Origin of the sequence: Candidatus Enterococcus huntleyi, from assembly GCF_009933175.1 — a bacterium.
GTDB classification, from domain to species: domain Bacteria; phylum Bacillota; class Bacilli; order Lactobacillales; family Enterococcaceae; genus Enterococcus_K; species Enterococcus_K huntleyi.
In genome coordinates, this window is the sequence record NZ_MAEJ01000018.1 from 24,167 (window position 1) to 44,793 (window position 20,627).

The following is a 20,627-nucleotide window of genomic DNA, read 5'->3' on the forward strand; positions in this document are numbered from 1 at the left end:
TATGTTAGTATCTTACAAATGGTTAAATGAATATTTAGATTTATCAAATGTAACGCCTAAAGAGCTGGCTGATACGATGTCAGTAACGGGAATCGAAGTTGAAGGGATTGAAGTACCCGAGGACGGATTAAAGAAAATTGTCGTCGGTGAAGTTATGGAATGTATCCCTCATCCAGACTCAGATCACTTATCTGTCTGCCAAGTAGATATTGGCGAAGATGAGCTATCTCAAATTGTTTGTGGTGCACCAAATGTGAAGCAAGGAATCAAAGTGATTGTTGCTTTACCTGGCTCAAGAATTACTGGGAATGTCAAAATTAAAAAAGGGAAAATGCGTGGACAAGTCTCTAATGGTATGATTTGTTCGTTAGAAGAACTTGGATTTTCAGATAGCGTTGTCCCAAAAGAATATTCTGAAGGTATCTATTATTTACCAGCGGATGCAGTAAATGGTTCGCCAGTCTTCTCTTATCTAGAAATGGATGATTCGATTATTGAATTATCAATCACGCCTAACCGTGCGGATGCTTTATCTATCCGTGGTGTTGCACATGAAGTGGGCGCAATCTATCGTCAAAAGCCAGTATTTAATGATGAACCATTGATAGAAGACGCTAAAAAAGCCAGTGACAAAATTGCTGTTTCCGTTACAGATACAGCTGATTCACCAGCTTACCAAATTCGAATTATTGAAAATGTTAAAATTGAACCAAGTCCGCAATGGTTGCAAAATCGTTTAATGAATGAAGGCATCCGACCAATCAATAATGTGGTGGATGTGACAAATTATATTTTACTGTTATTTGGACAACCACTGCATGCGTTTGACTATGATAAGTTAGGCAGTCAAGAGATTCTGGTTCGTCGTGCAACTACTGGCGAAGAGCTTATCACTTTAGATGGCGAAACAAGAGAATTGACTGAAGAAAATATTGTCATTACAAATGGTACAAAACCAGTTGCCTTAGCTGGGGTCATGGGTGGCGCAAATTCTGAAATCACTGACGAAACTACCACGATTGCTTTGGAAGCTGCGATGTTTGATAAAGTTTCTATTCGTCGGACATCAAAACAGTTTAATCTTCGAAGCGAATCATCTTCACGCTTTGAAAAAGGGATAAACCAAGCGACGATTGCCCAAGCAAATGAAGCGGCAGCAGCTTTGATTGCCAAACTTTCAGGCGGGACTGTTTTATCGGGAGCGGTTGAAGGAGCAACAATCACTGCAGAAAACGTCGAAGTAACGATTGAATTAGAACGAATTAATCGTTATCTAGGTACTCAGTTATCTGTTGAAGAGGTCAATGAGCTACTTGATGCGTTACAATTTGACTACAGTGTCGATGAAGAGCATTATTCAATCGTGATTCCACCACGTCGTTGGGATATCAAAATTGAAGCTGATATTATCGAAGAAGTGGCTCGTATCTATGGCTATGATCGTTTGCCTTCAACTTTACCAAGTGGCGAAACCGTCGCGGGAAGTTTAACGAAGGAACAATCGTTGACAAGAAAAGTTCGCTCAATTCTTGAGGGTAGTGGGGCAAGTGAAGCAATTAGTTATGCATTAACTACTGAAGAAAAATCGAGTCAATTCCAAATGAAAGAAAGTCAGTTAACTCGTTTGGACTGGCCGATGAGTGAAGATCGTTCGGTGTTAAGAATGAATTTAATCAGTGGTTTATTAGACGATGTTGCTTATAATGTAGCTCGTAAAAATACGAATATCTCATTCTACGAAATCGGAAATGTATTTTATCAGAATAATGATTCTAAGAAGCATTTACCGTTAGAAGAAAATCATTTAGGTTTAGCAATTACAGGTCTTTGCGCAGTCAAAGATTGGCGCCAAAAAGATCAGAAAGTTGATTTTTATACGCTTAAAGGAATCTTAGAAAACTTGTTTGATGAGCTTTCTGTATCAGATAAGATTAGCTATCAGCCAACTACAGCGATGCCAGAAATGCATCCTGGAAGAACAGCTGACGTCTACTTTGGTGAAGAGAAAATCGGCTTTATCGGTCAAGTCCATCCGGCTGTAGCAAAAGCCTATGATATTCCTGAAACTTATGTGGCAGAATTAAATCTACATGGGCTATTAACAGCGGACAATACGGAATTTGTCTATCAAGCAGTTACAAAATTCCCGGCTGTTAGTCGTGATATTGCATTATTAGTTTCTGAAAAAGTTCTAAATCAAGCATTAGTAGAAACAATTACTCAGTCAGCAGGAAAATATTTAACGGCTATTCAACTTTTTGATGTTTACCAAGGAGATTCGATCGAGGCTGGTCATAAATCAATGGCCTACAGCTTAACTTTTGCTAATCCTGAAGCGACATTGACAGATGAGGAAATAAATAAAGCGATGGCAAAAGTAACAACTGCATTAACAGATCAGCACGGAGCAGTTATTCGTTAATTATTAGAAGAGCGCACCCATACAGATTGTCTAATGGTACCAGATAAATAAAGATGATAAAAAAGAAGATCCCACTGATTAAATTAGATTTAGTCAGTGGGATCTTTTCGTATGGCTTTTTAGCATGCCAGTTTATTTGATTTTTCTAACCTGTTAGAAGCTAGTACAAGATCAGCTAACAGGCTAATTTTCGTCTGTTTTGCAAATTAGTCTTTGAAGTAATTGATGCCCATCGCTGTTTTGACTTCTTTGAGTGTTTGGGCAGCAACTTTTTCAGCTTCTTTGCAGCCCTTATTTAAGATATCCATGATAGCTTCTGGATTTTTACTTAATTCTTCTCGACGTGCACGAATAGGAGCTAGTTCTTCTTCTAAGACTTCGATTAAATAACGTTTAATTTTAACGTCACCTAAACCACCACGACGATAATGAGCTTTAAGTTCTTCAATTTTTTCTTTATCCTTGCCAAATACATCAAGATAAGTGAAGACCATATTACCTTCAACTTGGCCCGGATCTTCAACGTGGATGTGGTTAGGGTCAGTATACATACTCATGACTTTCTTTTGGACAACCTCAGCCGAATCCGCTAGATAAATCCCATTTCCTAGGGATTTACTCATCTTGCCATTGCCATCAATTCCTGGTAAGCGGCCCATACCTTTTGGAGGCAAGACAACTTTTGGTTCAACTAAGACTTCGCCATACGTGTTATTGAAGGCTTGGACGATTTCTTGTGTTTGTTCAAGCATTGGTTTTTGATCATCGCCAACCGGCACTAGTGTTGCTTTAAAAGCTGTGATATCAGCTGCTTGTGAGACTGGATAGATGAAAAATCCTGTAGGAATACCTTCACCAAATTTTTTCTGTTCAATCTCAGCTTTGACTGTTGGATTTCTTTTGACACGACCAACACTGACTAAATTTAAGAAATACATCGTTAATTCGGCAAGTTGTGGCACCTGTGATTGAATGAAAATCGTAGTTTTTTCTGGATCAAGTCCGATTGATAAATAATCCAAGACGACTTCTAATAAATTATCAGAAACTTTCTCCGGATTTTTGGCATTATCAGTCAAGGCCTGCATATCCGCCACCATTACGTACAATTTATTGTTTGGATCGGCTTGCATTTCTACTCGCTTCTTTAATGAACCCACATAGTGTCCTAAGTGTAAGCGCCCTGTTGGACGGTCACCTGTTAAAATGATATCTGTCATATATTTATTCCACCTTTAATCTATTCCATTTGGGAAAACCCATGCACCTATCATCTTACCTTTTTTTTAAAAGAGAAACAACTGCTAAAATCGACTAAAACAATTCTCTTCAACTCTTGATATTCTATTATCATATTCTAATCATCCTTACATCACGATGTCAGAAATTCGGACAAAAGATGAGTTTTTTATCAAGAGTTTAGTAATTATGACTTTACATCTGACTATTTTTTCGTTTATAATGTGAAATGGTTAATGAATTGTGAGAATTTTTTAATCTAAATTTTAGTTTAGGAGCGTGACGTTATGGCTATGATCGAGTTTAAAAATGTAGAGAAATATTATGGTAAATTTCATGCATTGAAAACAATCGATTTATCCCTTGAAAAAGGTGAAGTCGTGGTTGTGATTGGGCCCTCTGGTTCAGGGAAAAGCACCATGCTTCGTTGCATCAATGGATTAGAAACAATTACATCAGGTGAATTATTAATTAATGACCAGAATATCCGAGGGAAAAATGTCAAATTGACAGAGGTGCGCAAAAACATCGGTATGGTCTTTCAACATTTTAATTTATACCCAAATAAAACCGTGTTAGAAAATATCACGTTAGCACCGATAAAAGTTCTGAAACAGGATGAAGCAACTGCAATCAAAAATGCTGAGAAGTTTTTAGCGAAAGTTGATATGTTAGATCGAAAAGATTCTTATCCATCAATGCTTTCTGGTGGGCAACAACAGCGTGTGGCTATCGCTCGTGGTTTAGCAATGAATCCTGCGATGCTTCTTTTTGATGAGCCGACTTCTGCATTGGATCCTGAGATGATTGGCGACGTACTGAATGTTATGAAAAAATTAGCACGCGATGGCATGTCTATGATTGTAGTGACCCACGAAATGGGCTTCGCGAAAGAAGTTGCTGATCGAGTAATCTTCATGGCCGAAGGGGAAGTCCTAGAAGATAGTCGAGATGTGAACGGCTTCTTTGAAAATCCAAAAGAAGAACGGGCAAAACAATTTCTAAGTAAAATTATTAATCACTAATACGAAGAAGGAGGGTATCTATGAAATTCTTAAAGTCAACTCTTTCAGTTTTGGCAATGGGACTTCTTCTATTTACACTTGCAGCTTGTAAGGTAACCAGCGTAGCGAATGAGGACATCATGGAACGAACAGAGAAATCACCTGAAATCGTCTGGGGCGTAAAATATGATACACGCCTTTTCGGTATGATGAATGTAGCTACAAGCGAAGTAGAAGGATTCGATATTGATATAGCAAAAGAAATTACCAAGGAAATACTAGGTGAGGATGCAAAAGCAACCTTTGTCGAGGTGACTTCTAAAACCCGTATCCCACTGCTAAAAAATGGGAATATTGATGCCATCATCGCAACGATGACCATTACTGATGAACGAAAAAAGCAGGTGGATTTCTCAGATGTATACTTTGATGCTGGGCAATCACTGCTTGTTAAAAAAGGAAGCAAAATAACACGTGTAGAGGATTTGAATGGCGAAACAACCGTACTTGCCGTGAAAGGCTCCACGTCAGCTATTAATATCCGTGAGCATGCACCCGATGCAAAAATTCTGGAGTTAGAGAATTATGCAGAGGCCTTTACTGCACTTCAATCGGGACAAGGCGATGCCATGACGACTGATAATGCTATTTTATTAGGGATGGCCTCAGAAAATCCTGATTATACATTGGTTGGTGGAAATTTCACCAAAGAACCCTATGGAATTGCAATAGACAAAGGACAGACAGATTTTACGCAAGCTGTTAATCAAGCATTAACAGAGATGCATAAAAATGGAACCTATGACAAAGTTTACAAAAAATGGTTCCCTGATACCACAGATGGAAAAGTTGAGTAAGGAGGAGAGACAGTGATTCAATTATTTCAGACCTATTCTGGGATGTTTTTGGAAGGCTTTAAAATAACGATATTATCAAGTCTGTTAGCCTTATTTTTCAGCTTACTTATCGGCACTCTTATGGCTATTTTCCAGCTATCGAGTAATCGAATTATTCGTGGCTTAGCTAAAGCCTATGTCGAATTTTTCAGAAATATTCCTTTACTAATTATTGTGATGTTTTTCTATGTCGTTGTTCCTCTTTATTGGATGAGCTTTGACGGATTTCAAGCAGGAACGATTGGCTTAACCATCTATACTTCGGCTTTTATAGCTGAAACGGTTCGTTCAGGTATTCAAACTGTGCCAAAAGGGCAGACGGAAGCTGGCTTATCTTCTGGCTTTACCTATTCTGAAACAATGCGTTATATTATTTTGCCTCAAGCCTTCAAAATTGTGGTGCCGCCACTAGGCAATCAATTTATTAATTTGGTTAAGAACTCTTCTATCTTGGCTATGGTTGCTGGTGTTGACTTGATGTATCAAGGCGACTTAATTGCTAGCACCACTTTCAACACATTTGATACGTATATTATCGTGGGATTATTCTATCTAGTCATCACTTTACCGTTATCTTATTTAATGGTCTATTTAGAAAAACGATGGGCAATTCGCTCGTAGAAAGGAGATTCCTCTATGGATTTCACTCAAGCATTTTCGTGGATTAATATCCGCTTTTTACTAGAAGGCCTGTTAGTTACCATTGAAGTCTCTCTAGTTTCTATTATTTTTAGTTTTATTATTGGTGGCTTAATTGGAATTATTCGTTTTACGAAAGTTCCTTATTTTTCAAAAATTGTCGGCATAATCACGGACGTCATCAGAAATTTACCGTTGCTACTGATCATTTTCTTTGCTTACTTTGCCTTACCACAGGTGGGTATTCGCTTAAGTATTTTTTGGTCGGCTGTCGCAGCCTTGACTATTTTTGAGTCGGCGATGTTATCTGAAATTTTCCGTGCAGGATTGAATGCTGTACCGAAGGGTCAAATGGAAGCCGGCTTATCAACAGGCTTATCGTATAGTCAAACGATGGCAACGATTGTTTTTCCTCAAGCATTTAAATCAATGACACCAGCGATTGTTAGTCAGCTAATCTCCTTAATTAAGGATACCTCTTTAGCAGTCATTATTTCTTTACCTGAACTTACCCATAATGCAAAAATTATTTATGGGCAAAACTCAAATTACGTAATTCCTATGTTTATTGCGATGACTTTCTTCTATTTTGTTGTCTGTTACTTGTTGTCATTACTTTCTAAATATCTAGAATCTAGACAATACAATTACTAGTAGAAACAAAGAGTGAACAAAGCTAGCTGAAAAACGGTTCAGGTAGCTTATCTAAATAAAAAATAAATGACGGTCCATTGAAGATCACTTAGTGTTAGGCATTTCTAACAGCAAGGATTCTTCGAATGAACCGTCATTATTTTATCTACTTGAAGCTTGCAGATATTTTAACTTGGTGGGAAATTAGACCCGCCATTTTTTGGTGGAATTGGCGGAATCAACTCACTAATCGTTTCTTTATCTTTGGCCTCTTCTGGCACATCATCGTTTTCAGGATGATCCAGATTCAATTCTTTTTCAACCTCATCTAACTCTTCAAATTTTTTACCATGTTTGGTTTCTTTTGCAATGTCAGCGAGTTTTTTATCAAAGTCTTTATCAGGCATAACAAATTCCTCCTCTCATTTATACTTAGGATAGCATGCTTATGGAAAAGCATAAAATGAAACGCTTCCTTAAATTTTTCTAAAGAAAAGAAAACTTGAAAAATATCAATAAAAAGGGGACAATGGAGACTGTAAACTATTTGTTTTTCATTTCCTAATAAAGGATGGATAAATTTGTATAATAAACAACCTATTGGCTTTATAGATTCCGGTGTAGGTGGCTTAACAGTTGTAAAAGAAGCGTTAAAACAACTGCCTAATGAAAATATACTTTATGTCGGCGACACGGCGCGTTGCCCTTATGGCCCGCGTCCAGCGGAACAAGTCATTGACTATACATGGGAGATGACACGCTATCTACTGGCAAGGGATATTAAGATGCTGGTAATTGCCTGCAATACGGCTACAGCGGTCGCGCTAGAGGAAATTAAAGCGGCTTTATCAATTCCAGTTGTAGGTGTTATTCTACCTGGGACGAGAGCGGCATTAAAAACAACTAAAAATAACAAGATTGGGATTATTGGAACAGTTGGCACAATCAATAGTGGGTCTTATGAAGCGGCTTTAAAACAAAAAGCTCCTCAGACGACACTAGCTAGTTTGGCCTGTCCTAAATTTGTTCCAATCGTCGAAAGTAATGAATATTATTCTTCCGTGGCTAAGAAAATTGTCGCTGAGACCTTGCAACCATTGAAGCATAAACAGCTAGACACACTGATTTTAGGTTGCACTCATTACCCGTTGCTACGTCCGATAATTCAAAATGTGATGGGCCATAGTGTGACATTGATTGATTCAGGTGCTGAAACAGTTGGAGAGGTTAGTATGCTTTTAGACTACTTTTCCATTGCCAATGCGCCACAAACAGCTGAACAAAAAATATGTGAATTTTACACAACAGGTTCAGCAAATATGTTTGAAAAAATAGCAGATAGCTGGCTGAATTTAACTGAATTATCAGTCACTCATATAGACTTAGGAGGAAACATTCATGCGTCATGATCGAAGAACAGAACGAGAATTACGAAAAATAGCTATCCAAACAAACGTTTTTAAACATCCAGAAGGTTCAGTCTTGATTTCATTTGGTGATACACAAGTCATTTGTTCAGCAACGATTGAAGATTCTGTACCACCTTTCTTGCGCGGTGAAGGAAAAGGCTGGGTGACAGCTGAATACAGTATGCTCCCTCGTGCGACGAATACAAGAAATCGCCGAGAGAGCGCTAAAGGCAAAGTTACTGGTCGAACGATGGAAATCCAACGACTAATTGGTCGTGCGCTGCGTGCGGTGATTGATTTAGAAAAGTTGGGTGAACGCAGCATCATCGTCGATTGTGACGTAATCCAAGCGGATGGTGGCACCCGAACGGCTAGTATTACTGGCGGATTTGTCGCATTACGTTTAGCGATTAATCATCTTCTACAAAAGAAAGAATTAGAAGAGGATCCAATTAAAGAACATTTAGCCGCAATCAGTGTCGGAATTTTGCCTGATGGATCGTGCGTAGCTGATTTAGATTATGTCGAAGATTCTTCTGCATTCGTGGATATGAATCTAGTGATGACTGAATCTGGGCAATTCGTCGAAATCCAAGGAACTGGCGAGGAAGCAACCTTTGATGGCGATCAATTAAATAGCATGTTGTCTTATGGCAAACGAGCAATTGAAGATTTGATTGCTTATCAAAAAGAAGCGTTACTGGATGCAGAGTCATTGTTGGTCGAACCAACAGAAAATACCATCGTCATTGCTACACGAAATCCTGGGAAAGCTAAAGAATTTGAGGCGCTCTTTGCGACTTCAGGCTATGCTGTCAAAACACTTTTGGACTATCCAGAGTTACCAGATGTGGAAGAAACAGGCAAAACATTTGAAGAGAATGCTCGTCTGAAGGCGGAAACGATTGCGCAGATTCTCCAACAACCTGTGTTGGCAGATGATTCAGGCTTAAAAGTTGATGCTTTAGGTGGGATGCCAGGTATTTATTCGGCTCGATTTGCCGGAGAACCGACTAGTGATGCAGCAAATAACGCAAAACTTCTCCATGAATTAACAGATGTAACGGACAGACAAGCCCAATTTCACTGTACATTGGTTTTTGCTGCTCCACAAAAAGAAAGTCTGGTTGTTGAAGCGGAGTGGCCAGGCACGATTGGTCGAATCCCTCGTGGTGAGAATGGCTTTGGCTATGATCCGTTATTTATAGTTGATGGATTAGAAAAAACATCAGCTGAACTTGATTCGGCTGAAAAAAATAAGCTTAGTCATCGTGGCCAAGCACTAGAAAAATTGAAAAAAGAATGGCAAACATGGTTGGAGGGGTAAAAAATGAAATATTTAGTAGTAAGTGATAATCATGGCGATCGTCAAATTCTTGTTGAATTGGCGGATCGCTACAAAGGACAGATGGACTACTTTTTCCATTGTGGTGATTCGGAGCTTGAAGGTAATGACAAATTGTGGGATACATTTATCGTGGTTCGCGGCAATTGCGATTACGGCGGTGACTTTTTAGAGCGTCAAACAATTAGCACCCAACAAGATATTGTCTATATCACACATGGTCATCTATCTAATGTTCGCTTTGGCTTGACTCAGCTGGCACTGGAAGCAAAGGAAGCCCAAGCAACAATCAGCTTATTTGGTCACACACACCAAATCGGCTGTGAAGTCGTTGACAACACACTTTATTTGAATCCTGGTAGCATCTCGCAACCTCGTGGACCTATTCAAATCCCTTCTTACGCAGTGATTGATAGTACGCCAAATGCCTTTGATGTACAATATTATAATCGGGCCCATCATCCAGTAGAAGAGCTCCATTTTACTTTTCCAAAATGAATCGCTTAACTAATCTGTTTGTTAACAATCGGTTCATAAATGCATGGTATAACAAGGTGAATGTTTTCTTTGTAAATCAATAGGATATAAGCTAGTGATGACTCATTGATGTACTGAAAAAGCCGAATGGGAAGTGACTACACGAATAAATGGTGATACTTTTTTCCTATTTTCATTACAAAACATTCATTATTTATAGGTAAAATAGATTTGTTGATTGAAATTTAAATGGAGGCGAGCAATCGTATGATTGGACCCACAGTAAAAGAATTATTACTAGAAAATCAAGAAACGTTTTTAATACCGGCAAATAATGTTGCCAATGTCATGGTGGAGCACCCGTTAGATCACTGCTTATTGGTGTTATCCAAAGTTGGCTACAGTAAAATTCCCGTGTTAGACAAAGAGGATCACTTAGTCGGACTGGTTAGTTTGACTGAAGTGGTGGAAAAAATGATTGATTTGAAAGAGATTAATATGGCCCACTTAAATGGCTTAGCCGTGGCTGATGTAATGGAAACTTCAGTGGCGGTTGTCACAGAGGACTGGGATTTAGAAGAAGTTCTCCATCTATTAGTAGACTTAGCGTTTCTACCCGTCGTCAATGAGGAACGTGTCTTTAAGGGGATTATTACAAGAAAAGAGATTTTAAAAGCCGTCAACCATATGGCTCATGAATTGGAACGTAAAAATATGTTATTGCCGAAAGCTAGCGCAAACTTAGAAAAACAAAAAATTGGCTAGTTTTGAGCGATAATACTGTTCAGGGCTTCATTTTTTTGATACGCTTAATTCTATAAAAAATCTGAAGCAAAAAGGAGTTGGGATGAATGGATGCCTACGAGATTATTAATTATATTGGGAATGCCAAAAAACAAACTCCTGTCAAAGTGACTCTTAAAGGGAAGCTGAAGGAACTCACATTTCCTGAAACGATTCAGACCTTCACGAATTGTAAAACGGGGACACTATTTGGAGATTGGTCGGTTATTAAGCCTTTCTTGGAAGAAAATAGCGCGGTGATTGTTGATTATGTCGTAGAAAATGATACACGTAATTCGGCGATTCCGTTATTAGATACCAAAGACATCAATGCCCGTATTGAGCCTGGCGCGATTATTCGGGATCAAGTAGAAATAGGCGATAATGCAGTCATCATGATGGGGGCAATTATCAATATTGGTGCAGTAATTGGCGAAGGCACAATGATTGATATGGGCGCTATCTTAGGTGGACGTGCAATTACTGGGAAAAACTGTCATATTGGTGCGGGAACTGTCTTAGCGGGCGTGATTGAACCACCAAGTGCAGAGCCTGTTGTGGTAGAAGATGACGTACTGATTGGCGCAAACGCTGTTGTTTTAGAAGGTGTTCGAATTGGACGAGGCGCCGTAGTTGCTGCTGGTGCAGTAGTCGTTGAAGATGTCGCACCCTATACGGTAGTAGCAGGTGTTCCTGCTAAGAAGATAAAAGAAATTGATGAACAAACCAAAGAAAAAACAACCATTCTAGATGAATTGCGTAAACTGTGAGAAGGAACCCTTCAAAAAGTTAGCTAGTTCGTTATTTAATGATGAGCTAGATGAGCGTTATCAAAGTGATAGGAAGCCTTTAATTTGAAGCTTTCTATCACTTTTTGTTTAAAATTATCTATTTATTTGGTGGGATTGCGAACAATTTTGCTGAAAAAAATACAGCAATTGATTATTTCAAACAACTTGAGGATTGAGAGGAATCGATTGTTTGACTATGCGCAACGGAAATTATTCGTTGGATGCATAAGAGAAGAGGGAGCTTAATTATAATGAGTATTCAACCACGGTTAGTAGAAATTCGGCGCGCCCTACATAAGATACCTGAGATTGGGCTACATGAAGTGAAAACATCTGAATTTTTACTGACGCAAATTGATTTATTACAAAAAGAGTATATCGAGGTTCGGAAATGGCAGACAGGTATTCTAGTCTACGTCAAAGGGTTCCAACCAACTAAGACAATCGGCTGGCGCACAGATATCGATGGGTTGCCGATAAAAGAACTTGTTAAAAGTTCTTTTACATCAAAACATGAAGGGTTTATGCATGCCTGTGGACACGATTTTCACATGACGATTGCCTTAGGTCTTTTAGAAAACTTAAGTGCAGTCCAACCTAAAAATAATTTTTTGTTTCTATTTCAACCAGCTGAAGAAAATGATGCAGGGGGCATGCTCATGTATAATGATGGGGCTTTCGGTGACTGGTTGCCTGATGAATTTTACGGCCTACATGTAGCACCTGAATTACCAGTTGGGACGATTAGTACACGCAGTGGGACTTTATTTGCTGGAACCTGTGAAGTTCGCATTACACTTAGAGGAACCAGCGGTCATGCAGCGTTTCCTCATTTGGCTAATGACATGATTGTCGCAGCAACACAGCTGGTTCAACAGGCACAAACGATTATAAGTCGCAGTGTCGATCCTATTCAAGGTGGCGTAATTACTTTTGGGAGTTTTCACGCAGGACAAACGAACAATGTGATTGCCGGGGAAGCTGAATTATTTGGCACGATTCGTTCATTGACACAAGAAGTGAATGAGTTGACGCAAAAAAGACTTAGAGAGATTGTTCAGGGAATCGAAAAGTCTTTTCAATGTGATATCGAGTTATCGCTTGAGCAAAAAGGCTATTTACCAGTTAACAATAATCCACGAACGACTCAACGATTTATTGAGTTCATGGAAAATCAGCCACTAGTGCAATTCAAAGAAGCCCAATCAGCCATGACTGGCGAAGATTTTGGTTTTTTATTAAGCAAGGTTCCAGGGACCATGTTTTGGTTAGGGGTAGATAGTCCATATGGCTTGCATCATCCTCAATTTGACCCGAATGAAGCTGCTTTAGTACACGGAGTAACTATCCTCAGTGATTTCTTTAAAGAAATCGATAACGATTAAAAAAATCGAATAATTGTTATTTAATTATAAATCTCAAAAAAAGCCAAGGATGTATGTATAATCACATCCTTGGCTTTTTTCTACTCTATTATTTACAGGTCAGATTGAGCCTTGTCCAGTTTTAGACGGTCACGATCGGTGTATTCGGAATTGAAAAACCAGCTTCGGCGAGTTCTTTGACATAAGTCGTAAGGAATTCTTCTTTAATGCTGGCTTGTTGACCATTTAGCACGTACATAGTAGTACGTACGGCGAAATTTGCATTGCCTAAATCAACCATCCCAAAAAGAGTCGGTCCCGTCTGAATCTCTTCGGCGTAGACTGTTGCGAGCCGTTGATTGACTGACTCGATAACCTCACGGATTTTTTCATAACCTTCATCAGGTAAGATACGCACATCCACAACGACTTGCATATTTGCCCGAGACAGATTACTGATAGTAGTAATATTTCGATTCGGGATAAAGTGGAGCGTGCCATCGATTGATTGTAGCTGAATCGTTCGAATACCAACGGAAACAACTTTTCCTTCAATACTCAAATTAACCAGACGAATGTAGTCACCTACGTCAATCTGTTGTTCCATGATAATGAAGAATCCGGTAATGATATCATTCATAAAGCCTTGTGCACCTAGCCCAATAGCTAAACCGGCAATCCCAGCACCAGCTAGCAGTGAACCAACCGGAACGCCAATAATCGAAAGGATTGAGTAGATTAAAAAGAAGACGAGCATATAGGCATAGACGTTATCTAATAGGGTATGAATAGTACTTAGTCTATTTTCACTAAGATGAGCTTTCTTCTGATAACGACTATATAATTTGTTAATAAAGTACTTGCCTAGTCGACTTAATATACCAAATAAAATGAGGATTAAGACTAAGTAGATGACTTTTTCGATTAAAATGGAAGCGACCCGATCCCAATCAATCGTTGCCCAAAAACGCTGAAAAGCATTTAACTTTTCGGTGGTCTGTTCAACAATTGTTTCAGCGGTTGAGTCGGTAGTTGCTTGTGTAGCTAATAGCGTGTAAAACATAAAAAAATCGCACCTTTCAAAGAGTAATTAACTATAGTTTACCAGTTTGATAACCAAAAAGAAAATTTCCCATTTGTAGGTGAGCAGAGTTTAAACCTAAACTAGCGTTCTTGTATAAAAGAGACGAACTATTCTGGAAGACTCATTGTTAGAAAATCTTCAGAAGCGGGATGTATTAGGGAAATGATAGACTTGCTTCAGTCAGAAAAACACTGGATAATAGGAGAGAAAAAGATGAAAAAAGGCATGAAAAAAATTAAAAGAAATTTATGAAAATATAATGACATTTTTCTCATAAAGTGGTAAACTAAGCAGAAATATTAGAAATAGGAGGAATGTTTATGAAAATTGATTGGGATAATTTAGGTTTCTCATACATGAAGACACCCTTTCGTTACGTGTCACGATGGAAAGATGGAAAATGGGATGAGGGTGCTTTAACAGAAGAAAACACCATTACACTTCATGAAGGTTCTTCAGCGTTACATTACGGACAACAATGTTTTGAAGGTTTGAAAGCTTACCGCAGAAAAGACGGTGGGATTAATCTGTTTAGAACTGACCAAAATAGTCAAAGAATGAATAGAAGTGCTGCGCGCCTAATGATGCCAGCAATTCCTGAAGACAAGTTTATTGATGCAGTCAAACAAGTAGTTTTAGCGAATGAAGAATTTGTTCCCCCTTATGAAAGTGGCGGTACATTGTACTTACGCCCTCTACTGATTGGTGTGGGTGAGGGAATTGGAGTTAAACCAGCTCCAGAATATATTTTCACCGTTTTCTGTATGCCAGTAGGAGCCTATTTCAAAGGTGGCTTAACACCGACTAACTTTGTGGTTTCTGATTACGACCGTGCTGCACCATTCGGGACAGGTGCCGTGAAAGTTGGCGGAAACTATGCAGCTAGCTTACAGCCAGGGCATGAAGCACATGAGAAGAACTTTTCAGATTGTATCTATCTTGATCCTGCAACACATACAAAAATTGAAGAGGTGGGCTCAGCAAACTTCTTTGGAATTACCAAAGATGGCAAATTCATCACGCCAGTATCGCCATCCATTCTACCAAGTATTACTAAATATTCGTTACTTTATTTGGCAAAAGAGCGCTTAGGCTTAGTGGCTGAGGAAAGTGATGTTCGTTTGGATGAATTGGATAAATTTTCTGAAGCAGGTGCCTGTGGGACAGCAGCAGTCATTTCTCCAATCGGTGGGATTCAAAATAAAGATGATTTCCATGTCTTTTACAGTGAAACAGAAGTGGGACCTGTAACGCAACAATTGTATAAAGAATTAACAGGCATTCAATTTGGTGATGTTGAGGCGCCAGAAGGCTGGATAATCAAAGTCAGCTAATTTTTTGACTAGCTATAGAAATTATTGCAAAAATGTCATTTAACTAAAAAAGAAAGGAGGGACGACAATTTGTCATTCCTCCTTTTTTGAGTACTATTCTATTGATACATCTAACTGAATTAAGAAAGATGAACGCCTTTATCTACAAAGATTACGTCACCGATAATTCCGCTTGATAGTGGGCTAATCAAGAAGGCACATGCGTTACCAACCTCTTCAATAGTCACACCTTTATGATCGGGTGTACGGTCTTCAGAAAGTTGAATTAGTTTTTGGTAATCTTGCACACCAGTTACGGCTAATGTTTTGATTGCGCCAGCTGAGATGCCGTTTACGCGAATTTTCTTAGGTGATAATTCTGCTGCTAAATAGCGAATGCTTGCTTCAAGCGCTGCTTTGGCAATTCCCATCATATTGTAGTTAGGAATGGCACGTTCAGCACCGATATAGCTCAAGCTGACAATCCCACTATTTTCAGATAAAATTTCTTGTCCATATTTTGAAACGGCAATCAATGAATAACTGCTGATGTCTTGCGCTAGGGCATAGCCGTCACGAGAAATATTCGTCACGTCACCAGATAATTCTTCTTTTTTAGCATAAGCAACCGCGTGAACAATCCCATCGATTTCGCCTGCATATTCTTTAATTTGGGCAAATGCGGATTGAATACTTTCATCGCTTGCTACATCACATTCAACTAAAAATGCTTTTTCATCAACAATTCTTTGTAACGATTTTTTCATACGTTCATTTTGATACGTATAAAGAATTTCAGCGCCTTGTTTTTGCATGGCTTCTGCACAGCCCCACGCAATACTTTTCTTATTTGCAACGCCCATTACTACTACTTTTTTTCCAGCTAAATATGACATATTTACACTCCTTGATTTTCTATTAGTGATCAATTAATAGAGATGTGGTTCTTGAAAAATTGAATAATGGCTAATTTACCTTAATTATCTCTATGATTTATTATTATTATCGATAATTGTTTGATTGTCAAACTATTTTTACTTAGAATAGAAAAAGCGCCTTAAATCCTCCAAAATTTGCTCTTTTGACTAATGATTGATGCACCAACCAATCCTCTTTACTCTGTGCGAGTGGGGGAGGAATTCTCAATGGCTCGAGCACCCTATATTTTGTATTATTTGTTCATCCTAGAGACACTTAATTGCTTCACCAGCTATTTCTAGCACGTCATCATAAATAACGGCTGTCTACTATTTTAAAATAAAAATGCTACTTGCCTTTCTCAGCGCTATGATTTATGATTATTATCAAGAATAGTTTGATAACCAAACTATTTGAATTATTGATAGTATCTGATTACCTGAAAAATGATAATTACAATACTTTGATAATCAAATAAAATAATCATTCACGAAAGTAGGTTTATTATATGGAAAAAGTATTAACTGCAGTTGAAGTCATGGAGCTTATCCCTAATCGTTACCCGATTTGTTATATCGATTATGTGGATGAATTAATCCCTGGCAAAAAAATTGTTGCAACTAAGAACGTGACGATTAATGAAGAATTTTTCCAAGGTCATTTCCCTGGAAATCCAGTCATGCCTGGCGTCTTAATTTTAGAATCTTTAGCGCAAGCAGGATCAATTTTAATTCTAAAATCAGAAGAGTTTCTTGGTAGAACAGCCTATATTGGTGGGATTAACAAAGCAAAATTCCGTCAAAAAGTTGTGCCTGGCGATGTTGTAAAATTATCTTTTGAGATTACTAAAATTAAAGGTTCAGTAGGGACCGCGGATGCTATCGCAACCGTTGAAGGTAAGAAAGTCGCTGAATGTGAGTTTACCTTTATCGTAGGACAACAATAATCATTTGTGCAATTAAAAATCGGAGGAACAAAACAGTCTGGCTGTTAAGTTCCTCCGATTTTTTATTTGAATTAGACTTATTTTGCTTCTTGTAAAATTTTGATTGATTTGATTTTCACTGGATCAAGCGGAGTTGATTCTTCACCTGAACTATTTGCTTTAACTTCTGCTTTAGCAATTTTATCGACAGTATCCATACCTTCATAGACTTGGCCAAAGACTGTATAACCGCCATCTAATTGAGGAACACCACCATTTTTGTAAGCATCGATGATTGCTTTTGGATAATAATTATTTAATAAACCATCTGAAACATCTTGTGTGTTTTGGACGATAAAGAATTGACTACCAATGCTGACAGGTTCTTGTGTTTTCGCCATTGAAAGGGCGCCACGTATATGATATAGCTGTTCTGAAATTTCAGTTTCGAATGGTTCTCCCCAAATACTTTCGCCACCAGCTCCAGTACCGTCAGGATCGCCACCTTGAATCATGAAGTCTTCCACTACACGGTGGAAAATGACGCCATCATAGTAACCTTCTTTGGCATGAGTCATGAAATTTTCTACCGCTTTTGGCGCGATTTCTGGGAATAACTTCAATTTGATGTTACCAGCAGTTGTTTCGATCTCAACAGCCGATTCGTTTTCTTTTAATTCTGCGTCAAGCTGTGGCAACTCTAAACTATTTAAATCAACTTCATCAGAAGAAGCTGCAGTTGATTTTTCTGTTGTTGCTTTTTCAGTAGACGAGGTAGAACTCGCGCTTTTCGTTGTGTTGCCTGATGAGCAGGCAGTCAGTAATAAACCCATTCCTAGGATGCTTAAAGGAATTAGAACGCTCTTTAATTTCATAAATTATTTTCCTCTCTTTTTTAAACTTTCCATATTATCATAACAAACTAGCTCATGAATGACTATAAAATTTTTAGTAACTCGCAAAGGTGTAGACCATTTCTGGTAATTTTGCTATACTGTATCTGTAATCAAAATTAAGAAACAACTACTCAGGAGGCAATACAAATGGGAAAATTAGGTATTTCAGTTTATCCAGAACGTTCAACATTTGAAAAAGACAAAGCGTATTTAGATCTTGCACATAAATATGGCTTTACGCGTGTCTTTACAAGCTTATTACAAATCACAGAAGACAAGGAAAAAGTTTTAAGTGAATTTAAAGCAGTCGTTGATTATGCCAACAGTTTAGGCATGGAAGTCATGGTTGATATTAACCCGGCTTTGTTTGAACAACTTGAAATTTCTTACACTGATCTATCATTTTTTGATAAAATGGGCGCTTATGGCGTACGTTTAGATGTAGGTTTCACTGGAGCAGAAGAAGCCCAAATGACTCGAAATCCTTATGGCATCAAGATTGAAATTAATATGAGTGCAGGAACCAATTATGTAGATAATATTATGAGTTATTCGCCAAATACAGATAACTTACTAGGTTCTCACAACTTTTATCCTCATCGTTATTCAGGATTAGGTTATGACCATTTTGTCTTTTGTTCAGAAAAATTCCGTAAATATAACTTAAATACCATGGCGTTTGTCAATTCACATGCTGCAACATTTGGTCCTTGGCCGACACAAGATGGTCTTTGTTCATTGGAAGACCACCGTGATTTAGAAATCGGCACACAAGTCAAACACTTACTATTAACTGGTTTAATTGATGACATCTCAGTCGGGAATGCGTATGCGTCAGAAGAAGAATTGAAAGCTATGTCGGAAGCCTTTACAGCAGCTTATCCAACGTTGAAAGTAAAAGTTGAAGAAGATATTACTGAGAATGAACGAATTTGTTTATTTGATAATCTACACAGCTATCGTGGCGATCGTTCGGACTATATTTTGCGCTCAACCATGACGCGTGTCTACTATAAAGACAAAGAGTTTCCTGCTCACAATACTCGTGACATGAAGAAGGGCGACGTTTTGATCGATAATGTTGGCTATGGTCAATACAAAGGTGAAACACAAGTGGCTCTGAAAGAAATGAAAAATGATGGCCGTGTCAATGTAGTGGGGCGTATCTCAGACGATGAATTGTTCCTATTAGATTTCTTAAAACCATGGTCTAGCTTCAAATTTATTGAAACAAAATAACTCGCATAACAAACGAGTCTAAAATAAGTACCCGGTGCCATAGATCAATCAGCCTAACAGCTTGATGATCTATGGCACCTTTTTTCAGTTGTTAAGAGAACGAACCCAGTCCTTTATAAGGCGAGGGTAAGCCAAAAAATTCAAAAAAAGAGTATCCAAGAAGAAAAAGAAAGTATAGAGTGGAAATTTTTTTGACTATTTGTTTAAAATTAAAAAATCAATTTGCGAAGCGCCCAAAATTTGGCTATACTGTACTGTTGTGAGGAATAATAAGTAGAAGGTGGCAGGTAAATGAAACGTTGGGTGAAAATTTTAATTGGTGTGCTTGCAGTAGTTATCGTAGGACTCGTATTTGCGGGGAACTATTTTTATAATTATGCAGTAGTGCCTTCAGAAAAAGATTTTTTAGCTGGGGATACGGCTGGAACGGACAAGGAGAGAACACCTTCACAGGAATCAACTTGGTTCACTGATGAGAATAACAGAACACTTTGGGAAATGGACTCTACTGATGGCTTAAAGCTTTCAGCTATTTATTTGCCCGCTGAGTCGAAAACGAACAAAACAGCTATCTTAGCACATGGCTACATGGGAACGGCTGAAACGATGGCAACTTTTGCTAAATTGTATCATGATTTGGGCTACAACGTCTTAGCTCCTGATGCAAGAGGTCATGGGAAGAGTCAAGGGGACTATATTGGCTTTGGTTGGCCTGAAAGAAAAGATTACTTGCAGTGGATTGATCGCGTGCTAACCGAAAATGGTGAGGATGAAGAAATTACACTCTTTGGGATCAGCATGGGTGGCGCTACGGTTATGATGACCAGTGGCGAGGATTTACCTAAGAACGTCAAAGCGATTGTAGAAGATTGCGGCTATGCTTCTGTAACAGGGGAATTGAGCTATCAATTAAAAGAATTATTTAATTTGCCAAGCTTCCCATTAATTCCAGTGACGAGTGTTGTGACGAAAGTTAGAGCGGGCTATTTCTTTGGTGAAGCAGATGCCATTAAGCAATTAAAAAATAACAAGACGCCAATGTTGTTCATCCATGGCGATGGTGACACCTTCGTGCCCTATACGATGCTTGATGAAGTCTACGAGGCGACAGATGTTGAAAAAGAAAAATATGTCGTGCCAGGTGCAGAACATGCCAAAGCGTATGATACTGACCCAGCCAAATACAAAGAAGTCGTAAAAAACTTTTTAGAAAAGTATATCGATTAGCTTCGACGACAAAATAGATTTTA

The 20,627-nt window shown here is 38.4% G+C and carries 20 protein-coding genes; 15 read left to right on the forward strand and 5 right to left on the reverse strand.

Annotation, left to right across the window (positions count from 1 at the left end; genetic code table 11):
• Nucleotide 1 precedes the first annotated feature (1 nt).
• Complete coding sequence (pheT, locus tag BAU15_RS10485) at nucleotides 2–2,422, forward strand: phenylalanine--tRNA ligase subunit beta (protein WP_161842694.1); 2,421 nt, start codon at nucleotides 2–4, stop codon at nucleotides 2,420–2,422.
• A gap of 206 nt (nucleotides 2,423–2,628) precedes the next feature.
• Here pheT and trpS read toward each other — a convergent pair whose 3' ends face one another.
• Nucleotides 2,629–3,642, reverse strand: a complete 1,014-nt coding sequence (gene trpS, locus BAU15_RS10490) for a tryptophan--tRNA ligase (protein ID WP_161842695.1) — start codon at nucleotides 3,640–3,642, stop codon at nucleotides 2,629–2,631.
• 306 nt (nucleotides 3,643–3,948) lie between these two features.
• Between trpS and BAU15_RS10495 the strand changes: the two genes are divergently transcribed.
• The 4 genes from BAU15_RS10495 to BAU15_RS10510 are packed head-to-tail and all read left to right on the forward strand — an operon-like array spanning nucleotide 3,949 to nucleotide 6,854.
• Nucleotides 3,949–4,686, forward strand: coding sequence for an amino acid ABC transporter ATP-binding protein (locus tag BAU15_RS10495; RefSeq protein WP_161842696.1), 738 nt, complete (start codon nucleotides 3,949–3,951; stop codon nucleotides 4,684–4,686).
• Between the two features lie 56 nt (nucleotides 4,687–4,742).
• Entirely contained in the window at nucleotides 4,743–5,522 is a 780-nt protein-coding gene (locus BAU15_RS10500) for a transporter substrate-binding domain-containing protein (RefSeq protein ID WP_420022125.1), read from the forward strand.
• A gap of 12 nt (nucleotides 5,523–5,534) precedes the next feature.
• Complete coding sequence (locus tag BAU15_RS10505; protein WP_161842698.1) at nucleotides 5,535–6,182, forward strand: amino acid ABC transporter permease; 648 nt, start codon at nucleotides 5,535–5,537, stop codon at nucleotides 6,180–6,182.
• A 15-nt stretch (nucleotides 6,183–6,197) separates the two neighbouring features.
• A complete protein-coding gene (locus BAU15_RS10510; RefSeq protein WP_161842699.1) occupies nucleotides 6,198–6,854 on the forward strand; it encodes an amino acid ABC transporter permease in 657 nt (218 codons plus the stop codon).
• Nucleotides 6,855–7,021: 167 nt separating this feature from the next.
• On the opposite strand, the gene BAU15_RS10515 is transcribed toward BAU15_RS10510, so the two are convergent.
• Complete coding sequence (locus tag BAU15_RS10515) at nucleotides 7,022–7,240, reverse strand: hypothetical protein (RefSeq protein WP_161842700.1); 219 nt, start codon at nucleotides 7,238–7,240, stop codon at nucleotides 7,022–7,024.
• 174 nt (nucleotides 7,241–7,414) lie between these two features.
• On the opposite strand from BAU15_RS10515, the gene racE reads away from it, so the two are divergent.
• The 6 genes from racE (at nucleotide 7,415) to BAU15_RS10545 (ending at nucleotide 13,023) form a co-directional block, all read left to right on the forward strand.
• Nucleotides 7,415–8,242, forward strand: coding sequence for a glutamate racemase (racE, locus tag BAU15_RS10520; RefSeq protein ID WP_161842701.1), 828 nt, complete (start codon nucleotides 7,415–7,417; stop codon nucleotides 8,240–8,242).
• Entirely contained in the window at nucleotides 8,232–9,569 is a 1,338-nt protein-coding gene (rph, locus tag BAU15_RS10525; protein WP_161842702.1) for a ribonuclease PH, read from the forward strand. Before racE ends, rph begins: the two co-directional genes overlap by 11 nt.
• A gap of 3 nt (nucleotides 9,570–9,572) precedes the next feature.
• Nucleotides 9,573–10,085 (forward strand): metallophosphoesterase, encoded by a 513-nt coding sequence (locus tag BAU15_RS10530; protein WP_161842703.1) that lies wholly within the window; start codon nucleotides 9,573–9,575, stop codon nucleotides 10,083–10,085.
• Nucleotides 10,086–10,331: 246 nt separating this feature from the next.
• Nucleotides 10,332–10,829, forward strand: a complete 498-nt coding sequence (gene cbpB, locus BAU15_RS10535) for a cyclic-di-AMP-binding protein CbpB (protein ID WP_161842704.1) — start codon at nucleotides 10,332–10,334, stop codon at nucleotides 10,827–10,829.
• Between the two features lie 86 nt (nucleotides 10,830–10,915).
• Nucleotides 10,916–11,617 carry a 2,3,4,5-tetrahydropyridine-2,6-dicarboxylate N-acetyltransferase gene (gene dapD, locus BAU15_RS10540; RefSeq protein ID WP_161842705.1) on the forward strand — a complete coding sequence of 234 codons (702 nt, stop codon included), beginning with the start codon at nucleotides 10,916–10,918 and terminating at the stop codon, nucleotides 11,615–11,617.
• A gap of 272 nt (nucleotides 11,618–11,889) precedes the next feature.
• Nucleotides 11,890–13,023, forward strand: a complete 1,134-nt coding sequence (locus BAU15_RS10545) for an N-acetyldiaminopimelate deacetylase (RefSeq protein WP_161842706.1) — start codon at nucleotides 11,890–11,892, stop codon at nucleotides 13,021–13,023.
• Nucleotides 13,024–13,144: 121 nt separating this feature from the next.
• On the opposite strand, the gene BAU15_RS10550 is transcribed toward BAU15_RS10545, so the two are convergent.
• A complete protein-coding gene (locus BAU15_RS10550; protein ID WP_161842707.1) occupies nucleotides 13,145–14,065 on the reverse strand; it encodes a mechanosensitive ion channel family protein in 921 nt (306 codons plus the stop codon).
• Between the two features lie 341 nt (nucleotides 14,066–14,406).
• Here BAU15_RS10550 and BAU15_RS10555 point away from each other — a divergent pair, with 341 nt between their 5' ends.
• A complete protein-coding gene (locus BAU15_RS10555; protein ID WP_161842708.1) occupies nucleotides 14,407–15,420 on the forward strand; it encodes a branched-chain amino acid aminotransferase in 1,014 nt (337 codons plus the stop codon).
• Nucleotides 15,421–15,539: 119 nt separating this feature from the next.
• Here BAU15_RS10555 and fabI read toward each other — a convergent pair whose 3' ends face one another.
• The gene (gene fabI / locus BAU15_RS10560) at nucleotides 15,540–16,295 is read right to left on the reverse strand and encodes an enoyl-ACP reductase FabI (RefSeq protein ID WP_161842709.1); all 756 of its coding nucleotides are present in this window, start codon (nucleotides 16,293–16,295) and stop codon (nucleotides 15,540–15,542) included.
• A 530-nt stretch (nucleotides 16,296–16,825) separates the two neighbouring features.
• Between fabI and fabZ the strand changes: the two genes are divergently transcribed.
• Entirely contained in the window at nucleotides 16,826–17,263 is a 438-nt protein-coding gene (gene fabZ / locus BAU15_RS10565; protein WP_161842710.1) for a 3-hydroxyacyl-ACP dehydratase FabZ, read from the forward strand.
• Nucleotides 17,264–17,340: 77 nt separating this feature from the next.
• On the opposite strand, the gene BAU15_RS10570 is transcribed toward fabZ, so the two are convergent.
• Nucleotides 17,341–18,117: a peptidylprolyl isomerase gene (locus BAU15_RS10570; protein WP_161842711.1), complete on the reverse strand. Its 777-nt coding sequence runs from the start codon at nucleotides 18,115–18,117 to the stop codon at nucleotides 17,341–17,343.
• A gap of 168 nt (nucleotides 18,118–18,285) precedes the next feature.
• On the opposite strand from BAU15_RS10570, the gene BAU15_RS10575 reads away from it, so the two are divergent.
• Together BAU15_RS10575 and BAU15_RS10580 are read left to right on the forward strand one after the other, a co-directional pair.
• Nucleotides 18,286–19,377: a DUF871 domain-containing protein gene (locus BAU15_RS10575; protein WP_161842712.1), complete on the forward strand. Its 1,092-nt coding sequence runs from the start codon at nucleotides 18,286–18,288 to the stop codon at nucleotides 19,375–19,377.
• A gap of 291 nt (nucleotides 19,378–19,668) precedes the next feature.
• On the forward strand, nucleotides 19,669–20,604 hold the full coding sequence (locus tag BAU15_RS10580; protein ID WP_161842713.1) for an alpha/beta hydrolase: 936 nt from the start codon (nucleotides 19,669–19,671) through the stop codon (nucleotides 20,602–20,604).
• Nucleotides 20,605–20,627 lie beyond the last annotated feature (23 nt).

Excerpts from the sequence above, each read along its gene's own strand:
- BAU15_RS10550 (WP_161842707.1), bottom strand. The coding sequence starts at position 14,065 with ATGTTTTACACGCTATTAGCTACACAAGCAACTACCGACTCAACCGCT.
- BAU15_RS10530 (WP_161842703.1), top strand. The coding sequence starts at position 9,573 with ATGAAATATTTAGTAGTAAGTGATAATCATGGCGATCGTCAAATTCTT.
- BAU15_RS10570 (WP_161842711.1), bottom strand. The coding sequence starts at position 18,117 with ATGAAATTAAAGAGCGTTCTAATTCCTTTAAGCATCCTAGGAATGGGT.
- BAU15_RS10580 (WP_161842713.1), top strand. The coding sequence starts at position 19,669 with ATGAAACGTTGGGTGAAAATTTTAATTGGTGTGCTTGCAGTAGTTATC.
- pheT (WP_161842694.1), top strand. The coding sequence starts at position 2 with ATGTTAGTATCTTACAAATGGTTAAATGAATATTTAGATTTATCAAAT.
- BAU15_RS10555 (WP_161842708.1), top strand. The coding sequence starts at position 14,407 with ATGAAAATTGATTGGGATAATTTAGGTTTCTCATACATGAAGACACCC.
- BAU15_RS10500 (WP_420022125.1), top strand. The coding sequence starts at position 4,743 with ATGGGACTTCTTCTATTTACACTTGCAGCTTGTAAGGTAACCAGCGTA.
- rph (WP_161842702.1), top strand. The coding sequence starts at position 8,232 with ATGCGTCATGATCGAAGAACAGAACGAGAATTACGAAAAATAGCTATC.
- cbpB (WP_161842704.1), top strand. The coding sequence starts at position 10,332 with ATGATTGGACCCACAGTAAAAGAATTATTACTAGAAAATCAAGAAACG.
- fabZ (WP_161842710.1), top strand. The coding sequence starts at position 16,826 with ATGGAAAAAGTATTAACTGCAGTTGAAGTCATGGAGCTTATCCCTAAT.
- BAU15_RS10545 (WP_161842706.1), top strand. The coding sequence starts at position 11,890 with ATGAGTATTCAACCACGGTTAGTAGAAATTCGGCGCGCCCTACATAAG.
- BAU15_RS10510 (WP_161842699.1), top strand. The coding sequence starts at position 6,198 with ATGGATTTCACTCAAGCATTTTCGTGGATTAATATCCGCTTTTTACTA.
- trpS (WP_161842695.1), bottom strand. The coding sequence starts at position 3,642 with ATGACAGATATCATTTTAACAGGTGACCGTCCAACAGGGCGCTTACAC.
- BAU15_RS10495 (WP_161842696.1), top strand. The coding sequence starts at position 3,949 with ATGGCTATGATCGAGTTTAAAAATGTAGAGAAATATTATGGTAAATTT.
- dapD (WP_161842705.1), top strand. The coding sequence starts at position 10,916 with ATGGATGCCTACGAGATTATTAATTATATTGGGAATGCCAAAAAACAA.
- BAU15_RS10575 (WP_161842712.1), top strand. The coding sequence starts at position 18,286 with ATGGGAAAATTAGGTATTTCAGTTTATCCAGAACGTTCAACATTTGAA.
- BAU15_RS10515 (WP_161842700.1), bottom strand. The coding sequence starts at position 7,240 with ATGCCTGATAAAGACTTTGATAAAAAACTCGCTGACATTGCAAAAGAA.
- fabI (WP_161842709.1), bottom strand. The coding sequence starts at position 16,295 with ATGTCATATTTAGCTGGAAAAAAAGTAGTAGTAATGGGCGTTGCAAAT.